The 17,036-nt window shown below is 53.8% G+C and carries 15 protein-coding genes and 1 pseudogene; 6 read left to right on the top strand and 10 right to left on the bottom strand.

The window, feature by feature from the left end; translation table 11 throughout:
• Positions 1–41: 41 nt before the first annotated feature.
• A pseudogene (locus OGW44_RS22265) lies at positions 42–182 on the top strand (hypothetical protein); the annotation flags it as partial.
• Positions 183–267: 85 nt separating this feature from the next.
• On the opposite strand, the gene OGW44_RS22260 reads toward OGW44_RS22265, so the two are convergent.
• On the bottom strand, positions 268–2,439 hold the full coding sequence (locus tag OGW44_RS22260; protein WP_003024532.1) for a YgiQ family radical SAM protein: 2,172 nt from the start codon (positions 2,437–2,439) through the stop codon (positions 268–270).
• A 199-nt stretch (positions 2,440–2,638) separates the two neighbouring features.
• On the opposite strand from OGW44_RS22260, the gene OGW44_RS22255 reads away from it, so the two are divergent.
• On the top strand, positions 2,639–4,114 hold the full coding sequence (locus OGW44_RS22255) for a TrkH family potassium uptake protein (protein ID WP_080859500.1): 1,476 nt from the start codon (positions 2,639–2,641) through the stop codon (positions 4,112–4,114).
• Between the two features lie 16 nt (positions 4,115–4,130).
• Here the strand turns inward: OGW44_RS22255 and ftsP are convergent, their stop codons facing one another.
• The 4 genes from ftsP to OGW44_RS22235 form a co-directional block, all read right to left on the bottom strand.
• On the bottom strand, positions 4,131–5,543 hold the full coding sequence (gene ftsP, locus OGW44_RS22250) for a cell division protein FtsP (RefSeq protein ID WP_016154508.1): 1,413 nt from the start codon (positions 5,541–5,543) through the stop codon (positions 4,131–4,133).
• A gap of 71 nt (positions 5,544–5,614) precedes the next feature.
• A complete protein-coding gene (gene plsC, locus OGW44_RS22245) occupies positions 5,615–6,352 on the bottom strand; it encodes a 1-acylglycerol-3-phosphate O-acyltransferase (RefSeq protein WP_049268740.1) in 738 nt (245 codons plus the stop codon).
• A gap of 195 nt (positions 6,353–6,547) precedes the next feature.
• Entirely contained in the window at positions 6,548–8,806 is a 2,259-nt protein-coding gene (gene parC, locus OGW44_RS22240; RefSeq protein WP_185654429.1) for a DNA topoisomerase IV subunit A, read from the bottom strand.
• Between the two features lie 118 nt (positions 8,807–8,924).
• Positions 8,925–9,320 carry a YgiW/YdeI family stress tolerance OB fold protein gene (locus OGW44_RS22235; protein WP_016154511.1) on the bottom strand — a complete coding sequence of 132 codons (396 nt, stop codon included), beginning with the start codon at positions 9,318–9,320 and terminating at the stop codon, positions 8,925–8,927.
• Positions 9,321–9,472: 152 nt separating this feature from the next.
• Here OGW44_RS22235 and qseB point away from each other — a divergent pair, with 152 nt between their 5' ends.
• The 4 genes from qseB (at position 9,473) to OGW44_RS22215 (ending at position 12,514) form a co-directional block, all read left to right on the top strand.
• Complete coding sequence (gene qseB, locus OGW44_RS22230) at positions 9,473–10,132, top strand: quorum sensing response regulator transcription factor QseB (protein WP_047358644.1); 660 nt, start codon at positions 9,473–9,475, stop codon at positions 10,130–10,132.
• Positions 10,129–11,478, top strand: coding sequence for a quorum sensing histidine kinase QseC (gene qseC / locus OGW44_RS22225; RefSeq protein ID WP_053388755.1), 1,350 nt, complete (start codon positions 10,129–10,131; stop codon positions 11,476–11,478). The genes qseB and qseC overlap by 4 nt, the downstream gene beginning before the upstream one ends.
• Positions 11,479–11,587: 109 nt before the next feature.
• Positions 11,588–12,169 (top strand): NAD(P)H-dependent oxidoreductase, encoded by a 582-nt coding sequence (locus tag OGW44_RS22220; RefSeq protein ID WP_016154514.1) that lies wholly within the window; start codon positions 11,588–11,590, stop codon positions 12,167–12,169.
• Between the two features lie 30 nt (positions 12,170–12,199).
• Positions 12,200–12,514, top strand: a complete 315-nt coding sequence (locus tag OGW44_RS22215) for a putative quinol monooxygenase (protein ID WP_016154515.1) — start codon at positions 12,200–12,202, stop codon at positions 12,512–12,514.
• A 100-nt stretch (positions 12,515–12,614) separates the two neighbouring features.
• Here OGW44_RS22215 and parE read toward each other — a convergent pair whose 3' ends face one another.
• The 5 genes from parE to nudF are packed head-to-tail and all read right to left on the bottom strand — an operon-like array spanning position 12,615 to position 17,020.
• Positions 12,615–14,507 (bottom strand): DNA topoisomerase IV subunit B, encoded by a 1,893-nt coding sequence (gene parE, locus OGW44_RS22210; protein ID WP_003024571.1) that lies wholly within the window; start codon positions 14,505–14,507, stop codon positions 12,615–12,617.
• Between the two features lie 28 nt (positions 14,508–14,535).
• Entirely contained in the window at positions 14,536–15,117 is a 582-nt protein-coding gene (gene yqiA, locus OGW44_RS22205; RefSeq protein WP_003024575.1) for an esterase YqiA, read from the bottom strand.
• Positions 15,117–15,944, bottom strand: coding sequence for a 3',5'-cyclic-AMP phosphodiesterase (gene cpdA, locus OGW44_RS22200; protein ID WP_016154517.1), 828 nt, complete (start codon positions 15,942–15,944; stop codon positions 15,117–15,119). The genes yqiA and cpdA overlap by 1 nt, the downstream gene beginning before the upstream one ends.
• Before the next feature lie 24 nt (positions 15,945–15,968).
• Entirely contained in the window at positions 15,969–16,391 is a 423-nt protein-coding gene (locus tag OGW44_RS22195) for a DUF1249 family protein (protein WP_016154518.1), read from the bottom strand.
• On the bottom strand, positions 16,388–17,020 hold the full coding sequence (gene nudF, locus OGW44_RS22190) for an ADP-ribose diphosphatase (RefSeq protein WP_016154519.1): 633 nt from the start codon (positions 17,018–17,020) through the stop codon (positions 16,388–16,390). The genes OGW44_RS22195 and nudF overlap by 4 nt, the downstream gene beginning before the upstream one ends.
• Between the last annotated feature and the right edge of the window lie 16 nt (positions 17,021–17,036).

Below are 17,036 nucleotides of genomic sequence, written 5' to 3'. Positions count from 1 at the left end.
TTTCGACGTAGACCACGTGCACAGCTAATTGAGTCCCATGCGATCTGCCCCACTGGAAGCCGATTGAATCGCAGCAGAACCAATTTTTCGAGCAGTATGAAGGATATCTGTCGTCACACGATCATGAACGGGCGGATGATGCAAAACTGGCCGCATTAGCGGCCAGAATTCGTGAGGCATAATTACTGAACACTTCCGCCAGATGGCACCTTATCCGGCCGACGGTCTTTCAGGCCCGGTAAACATTTCACTCCCGGGCAAGACAGATTAGCGCCCTGCTACTTTCCCACGTTTTTTGTTCGCGGCGGGCGTCTGGCGCTGATGCGCCACAGGCGTGTGCTTGGTCAACGCCGGACGGGTATGACGGTTCTGGCGACGCGCTTCGCGCATCTCTTCCAGCGTAGGCGCCGGAACCAGACATTCGCGACGACCACCGATCAGATGCTTTTTCCCCATATCTTCCAGCGCCTGGCGGATTAACGGCCAGTTAGCTGGGTCGTGGTAACGCAGCAGCGCTTTATGCAGACGACGCTGTTTATCACCTTTCGGCACCACCACGTCTTCACTCTTGTAACCAATTTTACCCAGCGGGTTTTTCCCGGTGTAATACATGGTTGTGGAGTTCGCCAATGGTGATGGATAGAAGTTCTGCACCTGATCCAGACGGAAACGACGTTGCTTCAGCCACAGCGCCAGATTCACCATATCCTCGTCACGCGTCCCAGGATGCGCAGAAATAAAGTACGGGATCAGGTACTGCTCTTTACCGGCCTGTTTAGAGTAAGTGTCAAACAATTCCTTGAAGCGATCGTAGCTGCCCATCCCCGGCTTCATCATCTTCGACAGCGGGCCTTCTTCAGTATGCTCTGGCGCAATCTTCAGATAGCCGCCCACGTGGTGAGTCGCCAGCTCTTTGATATAGCGCGGATCTTCAACCGCGATGTCATAGCGCACACCTGAAGCGATAAGGATCTTTTTAATGCCTTTCAAATCACGCGCACGGCGATAGAGGTTAATCGTCGGCTCGTGGTTGGTATCCATATGCGGACAGATATCCGGGTAGACGCATGACAAACGACGGCAGGTTTGCTCCGCACGCGGTGACTTACAGCGCAGCATATACATGTTCGCCGTTGGGCCGCCGAGATCGGAAATCACGCCGGTAAAGCCTGGAACGGTGTCGCGAATAGCTTCGATTTCATTGATGATCGAGTCTTCAGAGCGGCTCTGGATAATGCGGCCTTCGTGCTCGGTGATCGAACAGAACGAGCAGCCGCCAAAACAGCCACGCATAATGTTGATCGAGAAACGGATCATCTCATAGGCCGGAATGCGGCTGTCGCCATACGCCGGATGCGGCACGCGCTTGTACGGCAGCGCAAAGACGCTGTCCATTTCTTCGGTAGAGAGCGGAATGGCTGGCGGGTTGATCCAGATGTAGCGATCGCCATGCTTTTGCATCAGCGCGCGCGCACAGCCTGGGTTGGTTTCGTGGTGCAGGATACGCGACGCATGTGCATACAGCACTTTATCGCCCTTCACTTTTTCGAAGGACGGCAGCAGCACGTAGGTTTTTTCCCACGGTTTCGGGCGCGGCGGCTGTACAGTTACCGCTTTCGCTTCCTGCTTTTTCGGTGCGACAGGTTTGTTGTCGGCACACGGCAAATCCTCGCCGTATGGATGCGGGATCGGGTCAATTTTGCCCGGCGTGTCGAGACGCGTGGAATCCACCCCACTCCAGCCCGGCAGCGCTTCTTTAACCATAATCGCGGTGTTACGCACGTCGCGGATCTGATCGATAGTTTCACCCATCGCCAGACGATGCGCCACTTCCACCAGCGGACGTTCGCCGTTACCGAACATCAGCATGTCGGCTTTTGAATCCACCAGCACGGAGCGACGAACGGTATCAGACCAGTAGTCGTAGTGCGCGGTACGGCGCAGGCTGGCCTCAATACCGCCGAGAATAACCGGCACATCTTTCCATGCTTCCTTACAGCGCTGGGTATAGACCAGCGTCGCGCGGTCCGGGCGTTTGCCCGCCACGTTGTCTGGCGTATAAGCATCGTCATGGCGCAGTCGTCGATCGGCGGTATAACGGTTGATCATCGAATCCATGTTGCCTGCGGTTACACCAAAGAACAGGTTCGGTTTACCCAAACGCATAAAATCGTCTTTGTTGTTCCACTCCGGCTGGGCGATAATCCCAACACGAAAGCCCTGCGCTTCCAGCATACGGCCGCAAATTGCCATGCCAAAGCTGGGATGATCGACGTATGCATCGCCGGTAACCAGAATGATGTCGCAGCTATCCCAGCCAAGTTGGTCCATTTCGTCGCGTGACATCGGCAAAAATGGTGCCGGGCCAAAACAGGCAGCCCAGTACTGCGGCCAGGAGAAAAGGTCTCTGTCCGGCTGGATCAGGGATATTGCGCTCATAGTGCTTCCAAAAATGGTAAAAAAATAATCAAAGGCCGGGGATTATACGCTGTATGTCGGCAAGAAATGAAGTGGAGTCTGAGTCGGACAAGTAGAAAGTGATTTAAATTGTTAAATTTTACGACGCCCATTTTTATCATTCATAATTAACACCATGCCGGCCAGCTGAGATAACTCTTTTTCGGCGGGGGATTTTTCATTGCGACTCAACGATTCACTGCATATTTCCCAGTTACGGGTAGTTGTTCACCTGTGCGGATTTCTGGTTCTTCTCTACAGCTTCTCCATGCTGCCGCCGATGACCATTGCTCTGTTAAATAAAGAGCGGAGCTTTTTCGCTTTTTTCAGCACATTTATGACGTTCTTTACCCTCGGCGGTGGAGCGTGGCTGGCAACCAAACATGCAGGAATTCAACTACGAACCCGGGATGGCTTCGTCATTATCGTCCTGTTCTGGCTGCTGTTTTCGTTTATCAGCGCCATGCCGATGTGGATGGACGATGGCTTAAATCTCTCCTTTGCCGATGCCCTGTTCGAAGGGGTTTCCGGGATAACCACCACTGGCGCTACGGTAATTGACGACGTCAGCGCCTTGCCGAAATCGTATCTGTATTATCGGGCTCAGCTCAATTTTATTGGCGGCCTGGGGGTTATTGTCCTTGCCGTGGCGGTATTACCCCTGCTGGGTATTGGTGGTATGAAGCTGTATCAGTCTGAAATGCCAGGTCCCTTTAAAGAAGAACGCCTCACGCCAAGACTTGCTGATACCGCACGTACGCTGTGGCTGACTTACGTCATTCTCGGCCTTATTTGTACTCTGGCCTACTGGGTTGCCGGGATGTCGTTTTTCGATGCCTTATGCCACGGGCTGTCGACGGTCTCTCTCGGCGGATTTTCCACCCGTAGTGAGAGCATCGGCTTTTATAACAGCCACGCTATTGAGTTAGTCGCCGGACTGTTTTCACTGCTGTCTGCGTTTAACTTCACCCTCTGGTACGTAGCTATTGTGAAACGTACCTTTAAGCCCTTTCGTCGTAATGCCGAGCTGCGTTTCTTTCTGCTTATTGCGCTGGTTGTCACCCTGATCGCCACCTGGCAGGTCTGGCGGGCGGGTATGTACGGGATAACGGACAGCCTGGTGCATGCCTTTTTTCTGGCCAGCTCCATGCTGACAGATAATGGCCTGTCGACGGCGGATTATGCGCAGTGGCCTTCGCACACGATATTCATGCTGCTCAGCGCCAGTTTCTTCGGCGGTTGTATCGGCTCGACCTGCGGGGGGATTAAGGTGCTGCGTTTTTTGATTATGTTCAAGCAATGCCGTCAGGAGTTACACCAGCTCGCGCATCCTCGCGCCCTGCTGAATATCAAAGTGGGCAATAACGTGGTAAGCGACCGAGTAGTGCGTTCGGTATGGAGCTTTTTCTTTCTCTACGTTTTATTTACCAGCTTTTTTATCTGGGCGCTCAATCTGATGGGCTACGATCTCTTCTCCTCTTTCGCCACCGTTGCCGCCTGCATCAATAACATGGGCCTGGGGTTTGGCATCACCGCAACGACGTTTGGCACCTTAAACGAGGAGGCAAAACTTCTGATGTGCGCGGCCATGATCATGGGGCGTCTGGAGATTTACCCCATTCTGATCCTGTTCTCGCGCATGTTCTGGCGGGCGTAACGGAAACTCCGGCGCATTACGGCGCCGGGTTCACCAACATCTGTCCGATCGAACCACGATCCGCCATTTCCAGCGTCTGACTGTTAAAGTAGAACGGGAAATGAGCCCAGGAAGGTTGTCCGTAGTAGACCAGTAATTCAACCTGGCCGTCGACCCAGACGGTATCTTTCCAGCCCCGGTCTTCCGGGAACGGCATTGCGCCATTCACATTACGGATCAGGAACGAGACGCCTTCGATATGGAAAGACTGAGGCATATCCGCTCGTACCGTCCAGCGCTCCCAGGAGCCCTGCTGAGCGGTAATATCCATGCGGTTGACGTCCCACAGCTGACCGTTGATGCCGGGATCGTCATCCAGACTGATATCACGGCTGCGAATCGGTGAACCACTGAGGATTTCCGTTGGCAGCAGGCGCATTGGCAGACTGTCGGTCACCAGCGGCAGGAGACCGGTCGGGCGCAGCGTCAATACCAGCGTGGAGATGAGAATACTGGAAGGCTCAAAGAATCCGCGGATCCTGTCGACAATGCTGGCCGCCTCACCACAGGTGATAGAGACCTCATTTCCGTTAGTCATATCCACCAGGATCTCACGGCGCTCGCCAGGCGCCAGCGAGAGCTGCTTCACCGAAACGGGCGCAGGTAAAAAGCCCTGATCGCTGGAAATCACATGCAGCGCGCGGCCATCGCTCATTTGCAACTGGTAACGACGCGAGTTTGAAGCGTTCAGCAAACGCAAACGCACCCAGCCGCGAGAGACTTCGACATATGGGCTTTGCGCCCCGTTGACCAGCAGTGTATCACCGACAAAACCACCGCTGCCGGGTTCGCTATATTCCGGTGTACCAAAGTTGTCCAGACGCTTGTCCTGGATAATGATCGGAAAATCATCCACGCCGTAGTGGTTGGGAATAGACAGTGATTTACTCACTTCATCTTCAATCAACCACATCCCGGCAAGACCGTTATAAACCTGCTGGGCAGTACGATTTGGCGTATTGGCGTGATACCACAGCGTAGCGGCATTCTGGCGAATCGGCAGCACTGGTGCCCAGTCTGCATTAGGGGACATCATGCGCGCCGGGCCGCCCATCAGCGGGCCTGGCACCTGTAATCCAGCGACAGTCATCGAGACATTTTCAGTCAGACGGTTGCTGTAGATAAGCTTGACGTCATCCCCTTTCCAGACGCGGATCGTCGGTCCCAGGTAGCGACCGTTAATCCCCCAGACAGGTGCGCGCGTGCCTTGCGTGAAGGACCAGTGGGCGCGTTGCAGCGTCATAAATAACGGCTGCCCCCGACGGGACTCCAGCAGCGGAGGTACGGGTAACGGTTGTTGCTGACCGGCAGCATTAGCCTTCAGCGGAACAGCACCTGCACACAGTGCGATCCCCGATGCCTGAATGAACTGACGCCGACTGAATGACATATAAACTCCATGAAAAACTGGCGATTAACACGCAGGAAATCTTTTCCTGTAACAAACCCGAATTGCGCGGATTAAACCTTACCGGCGGCTTCCCGCTCAGCAACTTCTTTATCGAGTTCTGCGATTTTTTGTTCCATCAGCGTACGGCAATGCGCTGCCAGTTCACGAACCTGATCTTTCCCAAAGTGGCTAATATCTATCGGCGGCAACATCTCTACAATCGCCAGACCATTATTGAGTCGGTTGAGTTTTATCTTATTCGAGGTGGTTGAAACGCACACCGGAATAACCGGGACACCCGCCGCAATCGCCGCATGAAACGCGCCGGTTTTAAACGGCAGCAGACCGCGACCACGGCTACGCGTTCCTTCCGGGAACATCCAGATAGAAATACGACGTTTTTTGAAATGATTCACCACCGCCGCAATGGTGCTGTGCGCTTTGGTACGGTTGTTTCTGTCAATCAGCAGGTTGCCGGTTAACCAGTACAGCAGCCCGAAGAATGGGATCCACAACAGGCTTTTTTTGCCGACTGTCACCGTCGGCGGCTGAACGATATTCGCAGCGGTAACCATGTCATAGTTGTTCTGATGATTACAAATATAGATAGCATTACCATAGTTCTGCGCGTCTGCCGGCATGCGGCACTCAACCTTCAGGCCATAAAGGGGAGCCAGGCGGCCAAACATATGACCGAATGTTGCGACGTGTTTTGGATTTCGTGGGCTGAACAGACAGTATATGCAACCGAAAATACAGACCAGAACGCAGTAAATAACAGTAATGATTAAACGAAAAATATATAGCATAACAACCTCTGAGGCCTAAGAGCCTGGCATTTTACGTCACCTGATTCATCACGCAGTATCAGGTTAGGGCTTTGTTAAGGGCGGCTCTCTGGAAAAGCGTATTGTTAATCGCAACGCACGAATAAACAACGGTTTCACGGGAATTTTTAACGTTGGCTCTCCCCGGGCTAAAACAGGGAGAGCCGGACGGTAGCGTTATTCTTCGCTGTCGCCGTGACTGGCGCGTCGAGGCGAGTCAATGTCAATGCGATCGATACGCTGCAGACCACGCATTAGCGTACCGCGACGGCCACGCTCGCCGGTCACTTTCTGCAACTCTTCAGGACGCAGTTTAATTTTGCGCTTACCGACGTGGATAGTCAGCGTGCTTTGTGGCGGCAACACGTAGAGCTGCGCCAGGCCATCTTCACCTTTCGCCGCTTCCGCTGAAGGGATATTGATAATCTTGTTCCCTTTGCCTTTTGACAATTGCGGCAAATCGCTTACCGGGAACATCAACATGCGACCGGCTTGGGTGATTGCCAGCAGCATATCGGTTTCATCTTCAATCACAACCGGCGGCATAACGTGCGAATTTTCTGGCAGCGTAATCAATGCCTTACCAGCACGGTTACGAGCTACCAGGTCGTTGAAGGTGCAGACAAAACCGTAACCCGCATCGGATGCCATCAGCAGTTTCTGATCGTCGCCTTCCATCAGCATGTGCTCAACCGTCGCGCCCGGCGGCAGCGTGAGCTTCCCGGTCAGCGGTTCACCCTGTCCACGCGCCGACGGCAGCGTAATCGGGTCGATGGCGTAACTGCGTCCGGTCGAGTCCACGAACACCACTGGCTGGTTGCTCTTACCCTTCACCGCAGACTTAAAGCTGTCGCCCGCTTTATAGCTTAATCCCGGCGCATCAATGTCGTGGCCTTTCGCGCTACGCACCCAACCACTCTGGGACAGCACAATGGTCACTGGCTCTGACGGCAGCATGTCGTGCTCGCTCATCGCCTTCGCTTCTTCACGTTCCTGCAGCGGAGAGCGGCGTTCGTCGCCATAGGCCTCGGCATCAGCCTGCAGCTCTTTCTTCAGCAGGTTACTCATTTTACGCTCGGAAGCCAGAATGCCTTGCAGCTGATCGCGCTCTTTCGCCAGCTCATCCTGCTCGCCGCGGATTTTCATCTCTTCGAGTTTGGCAAGGTGGCGCAATTTCAGCTCAAGAATGGCTTCAGCCTGGGTTTCAGAAATGCCAAACCGCGACATCAGCTCGGGCTTAGGTTCATCCTCATGACGAATAATTTCGATCACTTCGTCAATGTTGAGGAACGCCACCAGCAAACCTTCAAGGATATGCAGGCGTTTAAGCACTTTTTCCAGACGATAGTTCAGGCGACGACGTACGGTATCGCGGCGAAACGCCAGCCATTCGGTGAGAATCTCCAGCAGATTTTTCACCGCCGGACGACCATCAAGACCGATCATATTCAGATTGATGCGGTAGCTTTTTTCCAGATCGGTGGTGGCAAACAGGTGGTTCATCACCTGCTCCATATCCACACGATTGGAGCGCGGGACAATCACCAGACGGGTCGGGTTTTCGTGATCCGATTCGTCGCGCAGGTCGTCTACCATCGGCAGCTTTTTATTGCGCATTTGAGCGGCGATCTGCTCCAGCACTTTTGCCCCGGAAACCTGATGCGGCAGTGCGGAAATCACCACCGCGCCGTCTTCTTTCGTCCATACCGCGCGCATACGTACGGAGCCACGTCCGTTTTCGTAAATCTTACGAATCTCCGCCCGCGAGGTAATGATCTCCGCTTCGGTCGGGTAATCCGGCCCCTGCACGATGTCCAGCAACTGATCCAGCGTTGTTTTCGGCTGCTCAATCAGGGTAATCGCCGCTTTCGCCACTTCACGCAGGTTGTGTGGCGGAATGTCCGTCGCCATACCAACGGCAATACCGGTCGTGCCGTTCAACAGAATATTTGGCAGACGCGCAGGCAGCATCTTCGGCTCCTGCATGGTGCCGTCGAAGTTTGGCACCCAGTCCGACGTTCCCTGGCCAAGTTCACCCAGCAGAACTTCCGCATATTTAGACAGGCGGGATTCGGTATAACGCATCGCCGCGAAGGATTTCGGATCGTCCGGCGCCCCCCAGTTCCCCTGCCCGTCGACCAACGGATAACGGTAAGAGAACGGCTGCGCCATCAGTACCATCGCTTCATAACAAGCGATGTCGCCGTGTGGGTGGTATTTACCCAGTACGTCACCGACGGTACGGGCGGATTTTTTAAATTTGGCGCTGGCATTCAGCCCCAGTTCGGACATCGCGTACACGATGCGACGCTGAACGGGTTTCAAACCATCGCCAATAAACGGCAACGCCCTGTCCATGATGACGTACATGGAGTAGTTCAGATAGGCGGTTTCCGTGAATTCATGCAGCGCCAGGCGCTCTGCCATATCGCTCATTAATCGTGGTTCCTCAACTTTGTACCCCTCTATTGAAGGGCAATATTGCCGCAGATACTACCCTATCTGGCGTGTTGAGTCACAAAGAAAAGGGCCACGAGTGCGGCCCTGATGGGGATTATTTGGCAACTTTGGTAATCTGTTTCACGTCGATTTCAACGGAGTTCCAGTCTTTATCCACTTCACCCTGGATTTCAACCACATCCTGCGGTGTGACGGTTACGCCGTTCCAGCGCTTGTGGTCGATATCCACATTCACCGTGCCAGTCGCATCTTTAAACACATACAGGTCGTCGGAAATACGCTCAACGATGTTCCCGCGCAGGGTAACCCAAGTGTCATCACGCAGTGATTTGGCGCTTTCTACCGTCGCGCTGCTACCATTCGGGCCGACAAATCCGCCATTTTGGCTTTGCGTGGTGGTTGTCGGTCCAGAGAAACCGCCCTGCTGCGCTGCCAGAACAGGTGCGGAACACAGTGCCATTACAGCAACCATTGCAGCTAATTTTTTCATCGTCATGTCTCCCTTTCATTTTGGTTTACGACTATTAAATAAGTTAATCCTTAACAAGTTCTTAAGGCAAAAAAAGATACTTTTTTTGCTGTACAGAGGCTGTAGTCACAAGGTTTACTGACGCTAATGAGAGCGGCTGCAGGGAAGAACATATGCGTATTTTACTGATCGAAGATGACACGTTGATCGGCGACGGCCTGAAAACAGGTCTGAGTAAAATGGGTTTCAGCATCGACTGGTTTACCGAGGGTCGCCAGGGGAAAGAAGCGCTCTACAGCGCCCCTTATGATGCGGTGATCCTCGACCTGACGCTGCCAGGCATCGACGGACGGGAGATCTTGCGCGAATGGCGAGCCAACGGGAAGCAGGAGCCAGTGCTGATTCTGACCGCTCGCGACGCGCTGGCGGAACGCGTTGAGGGTCTGCGTCTCGGCGCGGATGACTATCTGTGCAAACCCTTTGCGCTGATCGAAGTTGCCGCCAGGCTGGAGGCGCTGGTGCGCCGTGCCAGCGGCCAGGCGAGCAACATATTGCGCCATGGCCAGGTGACGCTTGATCCCGGCGCGCTGGTTGCCACGTCGGCAGATGAGCCTTTGTCTCTCAAACCCAAAGAGTTCGCGCTACTGGAGCTGCTGATGCGCAATAAGGGTCGCGTCCTGCCCCGCAAACTGATTCAAGAAAAACTGTATACCTGGGACGAAAACGTCTCCAGCAATGCGATTGAAGTACACGTCCATCACTTACGCCGTAAGCTCGGCAGCGACTTTATCCGTACCGTGCATGGCATTGGCTACACCCTGGGTGACGCATGAAACTCACACAACGCCTCAGCCTGCGCGTCAGGCTAACGCTTATTTTTCTGATTCTGGCATCAGCAACCTGGGCCGTTTCCAGCTTTGTAGCCTGGAAGCAGACCACCGACAATGTCGATGAGCTGTTTGATACCCAACTGATGCTGTTCGCCAAGCGGCTCAGTACGCTGGATATCAGCGACGTCACCACCTCAAGCAATATGGCTCGCACGCCGAAGAAGCTCAAGCACGGCCATATTGATGACGACGCGCTGACGTTTGCCATCTTCACCATCGACGGCAAAATGGTATTGCACGATGGCGACAACGGCCAGGATATTCCCTACAGCTACACCCACGAAGGCTTTACCGATGGCCAACTCAAGGGGGACAACGACGCATGGCGTTTTCTGTGGCTGAATTCCGCTGACGGCAAATACCGCATTGTGGTAGGCCAGGAGTGGGAGTATCGAGAGGATATGGCGCTGTCGATCGTCACCGCCCAGTTAACACCGTGGTTGATTGCGCTGCCGCTGATGTTGCTAATCCTGGTGGTCATGATTAGCCGTGAACTCAGGCCGCTGAAAAAACTGGCGCAGGCTCTGCGCTGGCGCTCACCGGAATCGGAGGAGCCGCTCGACCCGAAAGGTGTGCCAAGCGAAGTGCGCCCGTTGGTTGAATCGCTCAATCAGTTGTTTACCCGCACCCATTCCATGATGGTCCGCGAACGGCGCTTCACTTCTGATGCTGCCCACGAGCTGCGCAGCCCGTTGACCGCGCTGAAAGTACAAACAGAAGTGGTGCAACTGTCAGACGACGACCCGCAAACGCGGGAAAAAGCGCTGGTACAGTTGCATGCGGGAATTGAACGCGCCACCAGGCTGGTCGATCAGTTACTGACGCTTTCACGCCTCGACTCCCTCGACAATCTTCAGGATGTGGCGGAAATCTCGCTGGAGGAGCTTTTGCAATCCGCGGTGATGGATATCTACCATCCAGCCCAGCAGGCGCACATCGACGTGCGTTTGCAGATTAACGCGCATAACATCATGCGCACAGGACAGCCGCTGTTACTGAGCCTGATGGTACGAAATCTGCTGGATAATGCGATCCGTTACAGCCCGCGGGGTAGCATTGTGGAAGTGACGCTCAACGCCCGTAATTTTAGCGTCAAGGATAATGGTCCTGGCGTTGCGCCAGAGGTCCTGACGCACATCGGGGAACGCTTTTATCGTCCACCGGGACAAAGCGTGACCGGCAGCGGTCTTGGCCTATCGATTGTCCGCCGTATCGCAATATTGCATGGAATGTCAGCCTCGTTTGGCAACGCTCCGCAAGGTGGCTTTGAAGCGAAGGTCAGTTGGTAATTGCGTTATTATTGCTCAAATAGCAAAAGACTTTGCACATTTTGCTAATTTCACCGCGTCGCTGGTAGGGGTAAAATCGTCTTCAAACGTATTTCCCTGAGGACACAAAATGAGCAACATTCTGATTATCAATGGTGCGAAAAAATTCGCCCACTCCAACGGTCAGTTAAACGACACCCTGACCGAGGTCGCGGATGGCCTTCTGCGCGACCTCGGGCATGATGTTAAAATCGTGCGCGCCGACAGCGACTATGACATTTCTGATGAAGTACAGAACTTCGTCTGGGCCGATGTGGTTATCTGGCAAATGCCTGGCTGGTGGATGGGTGCGCCGTGGACTGTGAAAAAATACATTGATGACGTGTTTACCGAAGGTCACGGTACGCTGTATGCCAGCGATGGTCGCACGCGTTCAGATGCGTCTAAAAAATACGGCTCCGGTGGGCTGATTCAGGGCAAAAAATACATGCTGTCACTGACCTGGAACGCACCGATGGAAGCTTTTACTGAAAAAGATCAGTTCTTCCATGGCGTTGGCGTTGATGGCGTTTATCTCCCGTTCCATAAAGCAAACCAGTTCCTGGGAATGGAAGCGCTGCCGACCTTTATCACCAATGACGTGATTAAAATGCCGGACGTCCCGCGTTATATCGCAGAATATCGCAAGCATCTGAGTGAAATTTTTGGTTAACTGGTAACCTGGAATTAGAAGGAGTTAACCATGCTTACCGTTATTGCAGAAATCCGTACACGTCCAGGTCAACATCACCGCCAGGCGGTACTGGATCAATTCGCTAAAATCGTTCCAACCGTACTGAAAGAGGAAGGCTGCCACGGCTACGCGCCGATGGTCGATCATGCAGCTGGCGTTAGTTTTCAGACCACAGCCCCGGACTCAATCGTGATGGTTGAACAGTGGGAAAGCATTGCGCATCTTGAAGCGCATTTGCAGACACCGCATATGAAAGCCTATAGCGAAGCCGTGAAAGGCGACGTGCTGGACATGAGTATTCGTATTCTGGAGTCTGGCATTTAAGATTGTCGATTTGCCGGATAACGCCATAAACAGACGTATCCGGCTTATATTGCAATCCTCAGGCCTGGTAAGCCCAGCGCCATCCGGCATTCACGGTCAATTACCCTTCGAGATCCGCCAGGTCGCCTTTCTCCTGCAACCAGTTACGGCGATCTTCAGAACGCTTCTTGGCCAGCAGCATATCCATCATTGCGTTGGTACGCTGATCGTCTTCGTCATCGATGATGAGCTGCACCAGGCGGCGGGTATTCGGATCCAGCGTGGTTTCACGCAGCTGCATCGGGTTCATTTCACCCAGACCTTTAAAGCGCTGCACGTTCGGCTTGCCTTTCTTGCGTTTTAACTGCTCCAGCACGCCCGCTTTCTCTTCTTCCGTCAGCGCGTAATACACCTCTTTACCGAGGTCGATACGGTATAACGGCGGCAGCGCCACATAGACGTGACCGTGTTTCACCAGCGTACGGAAGTGTTTCACAAACAGCGCGCACAGCAGCGTGGCAATGTGCAAACCATCGGAATCCGCATCCGCCAGAATACAGATCTTACCGTAGCGCAGCTGGCTCAGATCATCACTGTCCGGATCGATACCGATCGCCACCGAAATATCGTGAACTTCCTGCGAGGCCAACACTTCATCGGAAGAGACTTCCCAGGTGTTGAGGATCTTACCTTTCAGCGGCATGATCGCCTGATATTCACGATCGCGCGCCTGTTTAGCCGATCCGCCCGCCGAGTCACCTTCGACGAGGAACAGTTCGGTGCGATTAAGATCCTGTGCGGTGCAGTCCGCCAGTTTCCCCGGCAACGCCGGACCGCTGGTCAACTTCTTACGCACCACTTTTTTCGCCGCACGCAGACGACGCTGGGCGCTGGAAATCGCCATCTCAGCCAGCAGTTCGGCTGATTGCACGTTCTGGTTCAGCCACAGGCTGAAAGCATCTTTCACTACGCCAGAGACGAATGCCGCGCACTGCCGCGAAGAGAGGCGCTCTTTGGTTTGTCCGGCAAACTGCGGATCCTGCATTTTTACCGACAGCACGTAAGCACAGCGATCCCAGATATCTTCCGCCGACAGCTTCACGCCGCGCGGCAGAATATTGCGGTATTCACAGAACTCGCGCATTGCATCCAGCAGACCCTGGCGCAGGCCGTTAACGTGCGTACCGCCCTGCATGGTTGGGATCAGGTTCACATAGCTTTCAGTCAGCAGCTCGCCGCCTTCCGGCAGCCAGAGCAGCGCCCAGTCCACGGTTTCTGTTTCACCGCTGAAATTACCGATAAACGGTTTTTCCGGCAGCGTCGGCAGGCCATTCACCGCTTCGCTCAGATAGTCATTCAGGCCATCCTGGTAGCACCAGCGCTGTTCACTGTTATTGACCTCGTCCTTAAAGGTGATCTCAACGCCTGGGCACAGCACCGCTTTGGCTTTCAGTACGTGCGTTAAGCGCGAAACGGAAAAACGCGGGCTGTCAAAGAAGCTTTCATCCGGCCAGAAGTGCACGCTGGTTCCGGTATTGCGTTTACCGCAGGTACCGACAACCTGTAAATCTTGCACCTTATCGCCGTTCTCAAACGCGATGTTGTACACCTGCCCGTCGCGGCGCACGTTCACTTCCACACGCTTCGACAGGGCGTTGACCACGGAGATCCCCACCCCATGTAAACCACCAGAGAACTGATAGTTTTTGTTGGAGAACTTACCGCCTGCGTGCAGACGACAGAGGATCAGCTCTACCGCCGGAACGCCCTCTTCAGGGTGAATGTCTACCGGCATGCCGCGGCCATCATCAATAACTTCCAGAGACTGGTCGGCATGTAAAATCACGTCCACGCGTTTTGCGTGGCCCGCCAGTGCTTCATCCACACTGTTATCAATCACTTCCTGTCCAAGATGGTTCGGACGGGTTGTATCGGTGTACATCCCCGGGCGACGGCGTACCGGCTCAAGCCCAGTGAGTACCTCAATGGCATCAGCGTTATAAGTTTGCGTCATGGTTTAAATAAGCAATTCGAATTGATCGTCAGAAACTGTGCAGTCCAAGGAAATCGACAATCGGGTTGAAATAATCTTCGAAGCCCGTGAATGCGTGGTTTCCGCCCTCAATAACTGTCTGGCGGCAGGAGGCGTAATACGCCACCGCCTGGCGGTAGTCCAACACTTCATCGCCCGTTTGTTGAAGCAGCCAGATCAAATCCGGCGCTTCCAGCGGGTCAATCTGCATGACTTTAAGATCGTAAATATGGCGTGACTCTAGCACATATTGCTGCCCCGTGTAGGGGTTCTCGTTTTGACCGAGATAGTCGACCAGCAGTTCATAAGGTCGGACAGCAGGGTTCACCACCACCGCGGGCAGCATAAAACATTGCGACAGCCAGGTGGCGTAATAGCCTCCTAGTGAGGAACCGACAATTCCCAGCGACTCTCCGCCATGTTCAAGAATGATCGATTCCAGCATCTCTGCGGCCTGGGCCGGATACGGTGGCAGTTGGGGTACGATCATCTCAACGTGCGGGTGATGCTCCGCCAGCCAGTTTTTCAGCAAACATGCCTTCGCCGAACGAGGAGAACTATTAAATCCGTGAAGATAAAGAAGCGTAGACATCAGTAGCCTTCTGAAGCGGTATCAGGGTGGAACCGATTACCCTGCAGACGGCGTACCTGCGTCTGCAACGTCCCGTCAGCAAAAAGCTCCAGCGTCCGCCAGCCTGGGCTGATGGTATCTAACGTGAAGTTGGAACAGTGTGGCTTAAACTGCACACAGGTCGACGGCGTCGCCAGCAGGCGGCGTCCGTTCCAGTCCAAATCCAGTTCCTGATGAATATGCCCACACAACAAATACTTGGCACGAGGATAATTCACCAGCACGTTATCCAGCTCTGCGGCATTACGCAGGCTATGCTGATCGAGCCAGCTACAGCCTGCTGGCAGAGGATGATGATGCAGAAGCAGCAAAGTATTGCGCTCAGGCGCATCGGCAAGTTTACGTTCCAGCCATTCGAGCTGAAATTCGCTTAATTCACCGTGGGGAACGCCGAACACCTGGCTGTCCAGCAACAGGATTTGCCACTGTTCACCAATAAAGACGCGTTTAGCGGGTGAGATCCCCGCGTCCTGTAGCGCGCTGTACATTGCCGGCTGAAAATCGTGATTGCCCGGTAGCCAAACGCAGGGCGCACGAAAGCTTGCGATGCCCTCAGCAAAATGCTGATAGGCCGCAGCGGATTGGTCCTGCGCCAAATCACCAGTCGCGACGATCAGATCGTATTCAGGCGACTCTGCATGTATTGCATCCAGTACGGATTGATAGCTGTCCCAGGTGTTTACACCCAGCAGCGTTTCATGCTTTTCGGCAAACAGGTGAGTGTCTGTAATTTGTAAGATCCTGACTCTGGCCTCACCAGCCAAAGGAAGGGTTAACAGGCTTTCCAAATGGTGTCCTTAGGTTTCACGACGCTAATAAACCGGAATCGCCATCGCTCCATGTGCTAAACAGTACCGTAACCAGTCGGCCAGAAACTGATTAATTTGATGCTTTTCGTCGCGTTGATGCAACTTTTTATTTGGATAATCATACCGCGCTTTGAAGCGAAAGATCTGCTGACTCGAACACACTTCGGCCACCCTCGCGTCATGATACAGGCGGACTGTCAATGACGGCAGGCTCCAGTAAGTGACCGCGGGTGCCGTTTGTTCGATCGCGACAAGCGTAGTGTATCGGGTCGATTCAACGATCGTTAACCGATATTGTGCGTTTGCGACCTGATAGCTCACTGTTTCATCGGCTGCGTCATTACGCGGCAGCAGACGGCGCAATTGCGAATAGTTGGTTTCGCACAGGCGCATCATTTCAGGGAAGTCAGGTGTGTAACGCTTCATTTTTTCCACTCAGTTTTTAACTCTTGATAGTGCAGCTGTAACCATTGCAAGGCGATGACAGAAGCCGCGTTGTCGATTTTCCCCTCTTCAACCCATTGATAAGCCTGCTCCCGGCTCACCACATGAACACGAATATCTTCGTTTTCATCAGCCAGACCGTGGATCCCGCTCGCGGTCGTGGCGTCCACTTCGCCAACTAAAATAGACAGGCGCTCACTGGTGCCGCCAGGGCTTGCCAGATAGCTCAGAACGGGCTTGGTACGTTTAACTTCCAGCCCGGCCTCTTCCATCGCTTCACGACGAGCCACATCCTCAACGGTTTCGCCCTCTTCAATCATTCCGGCCACCATTTCCAGGAGCCACGGGCTTTCGCTGGTATCAAACGCCGCGATACGGATCTGCTCGACCAGAACAACTTCGTCCCGCTCAGGGTCAAAGGGTAGCAAGACTGCCGCGTGTCCGCGCTCAAAAATTTCGCGCTTTACCTCACCGCTCATACCGCCGTTAAACAGGCGATGGCGGAACCGATAAAGATCCAGTGAAAAAAAACCGCGGTATAGCGTTTCTCGTGCAATAATTTCTACATCATTTTTAGTGAAAGTCATTGGCAAGTTGTCTGGTTTACGCATTGTGCTGTCCTGAAAC

Source organism: Citrobacter sp. Cb023, from assembly GCF_030336805.1.
Lineage (GTDB): Bacteria > Pseudomonadota > Gammaproteobacteria > Enterobacterales > Enterobacteriaceae > Citrobacter > Citrobacter braakii.
This window is presented reverse-complemented; position numbering and strand designations above follow the sequence as displayed.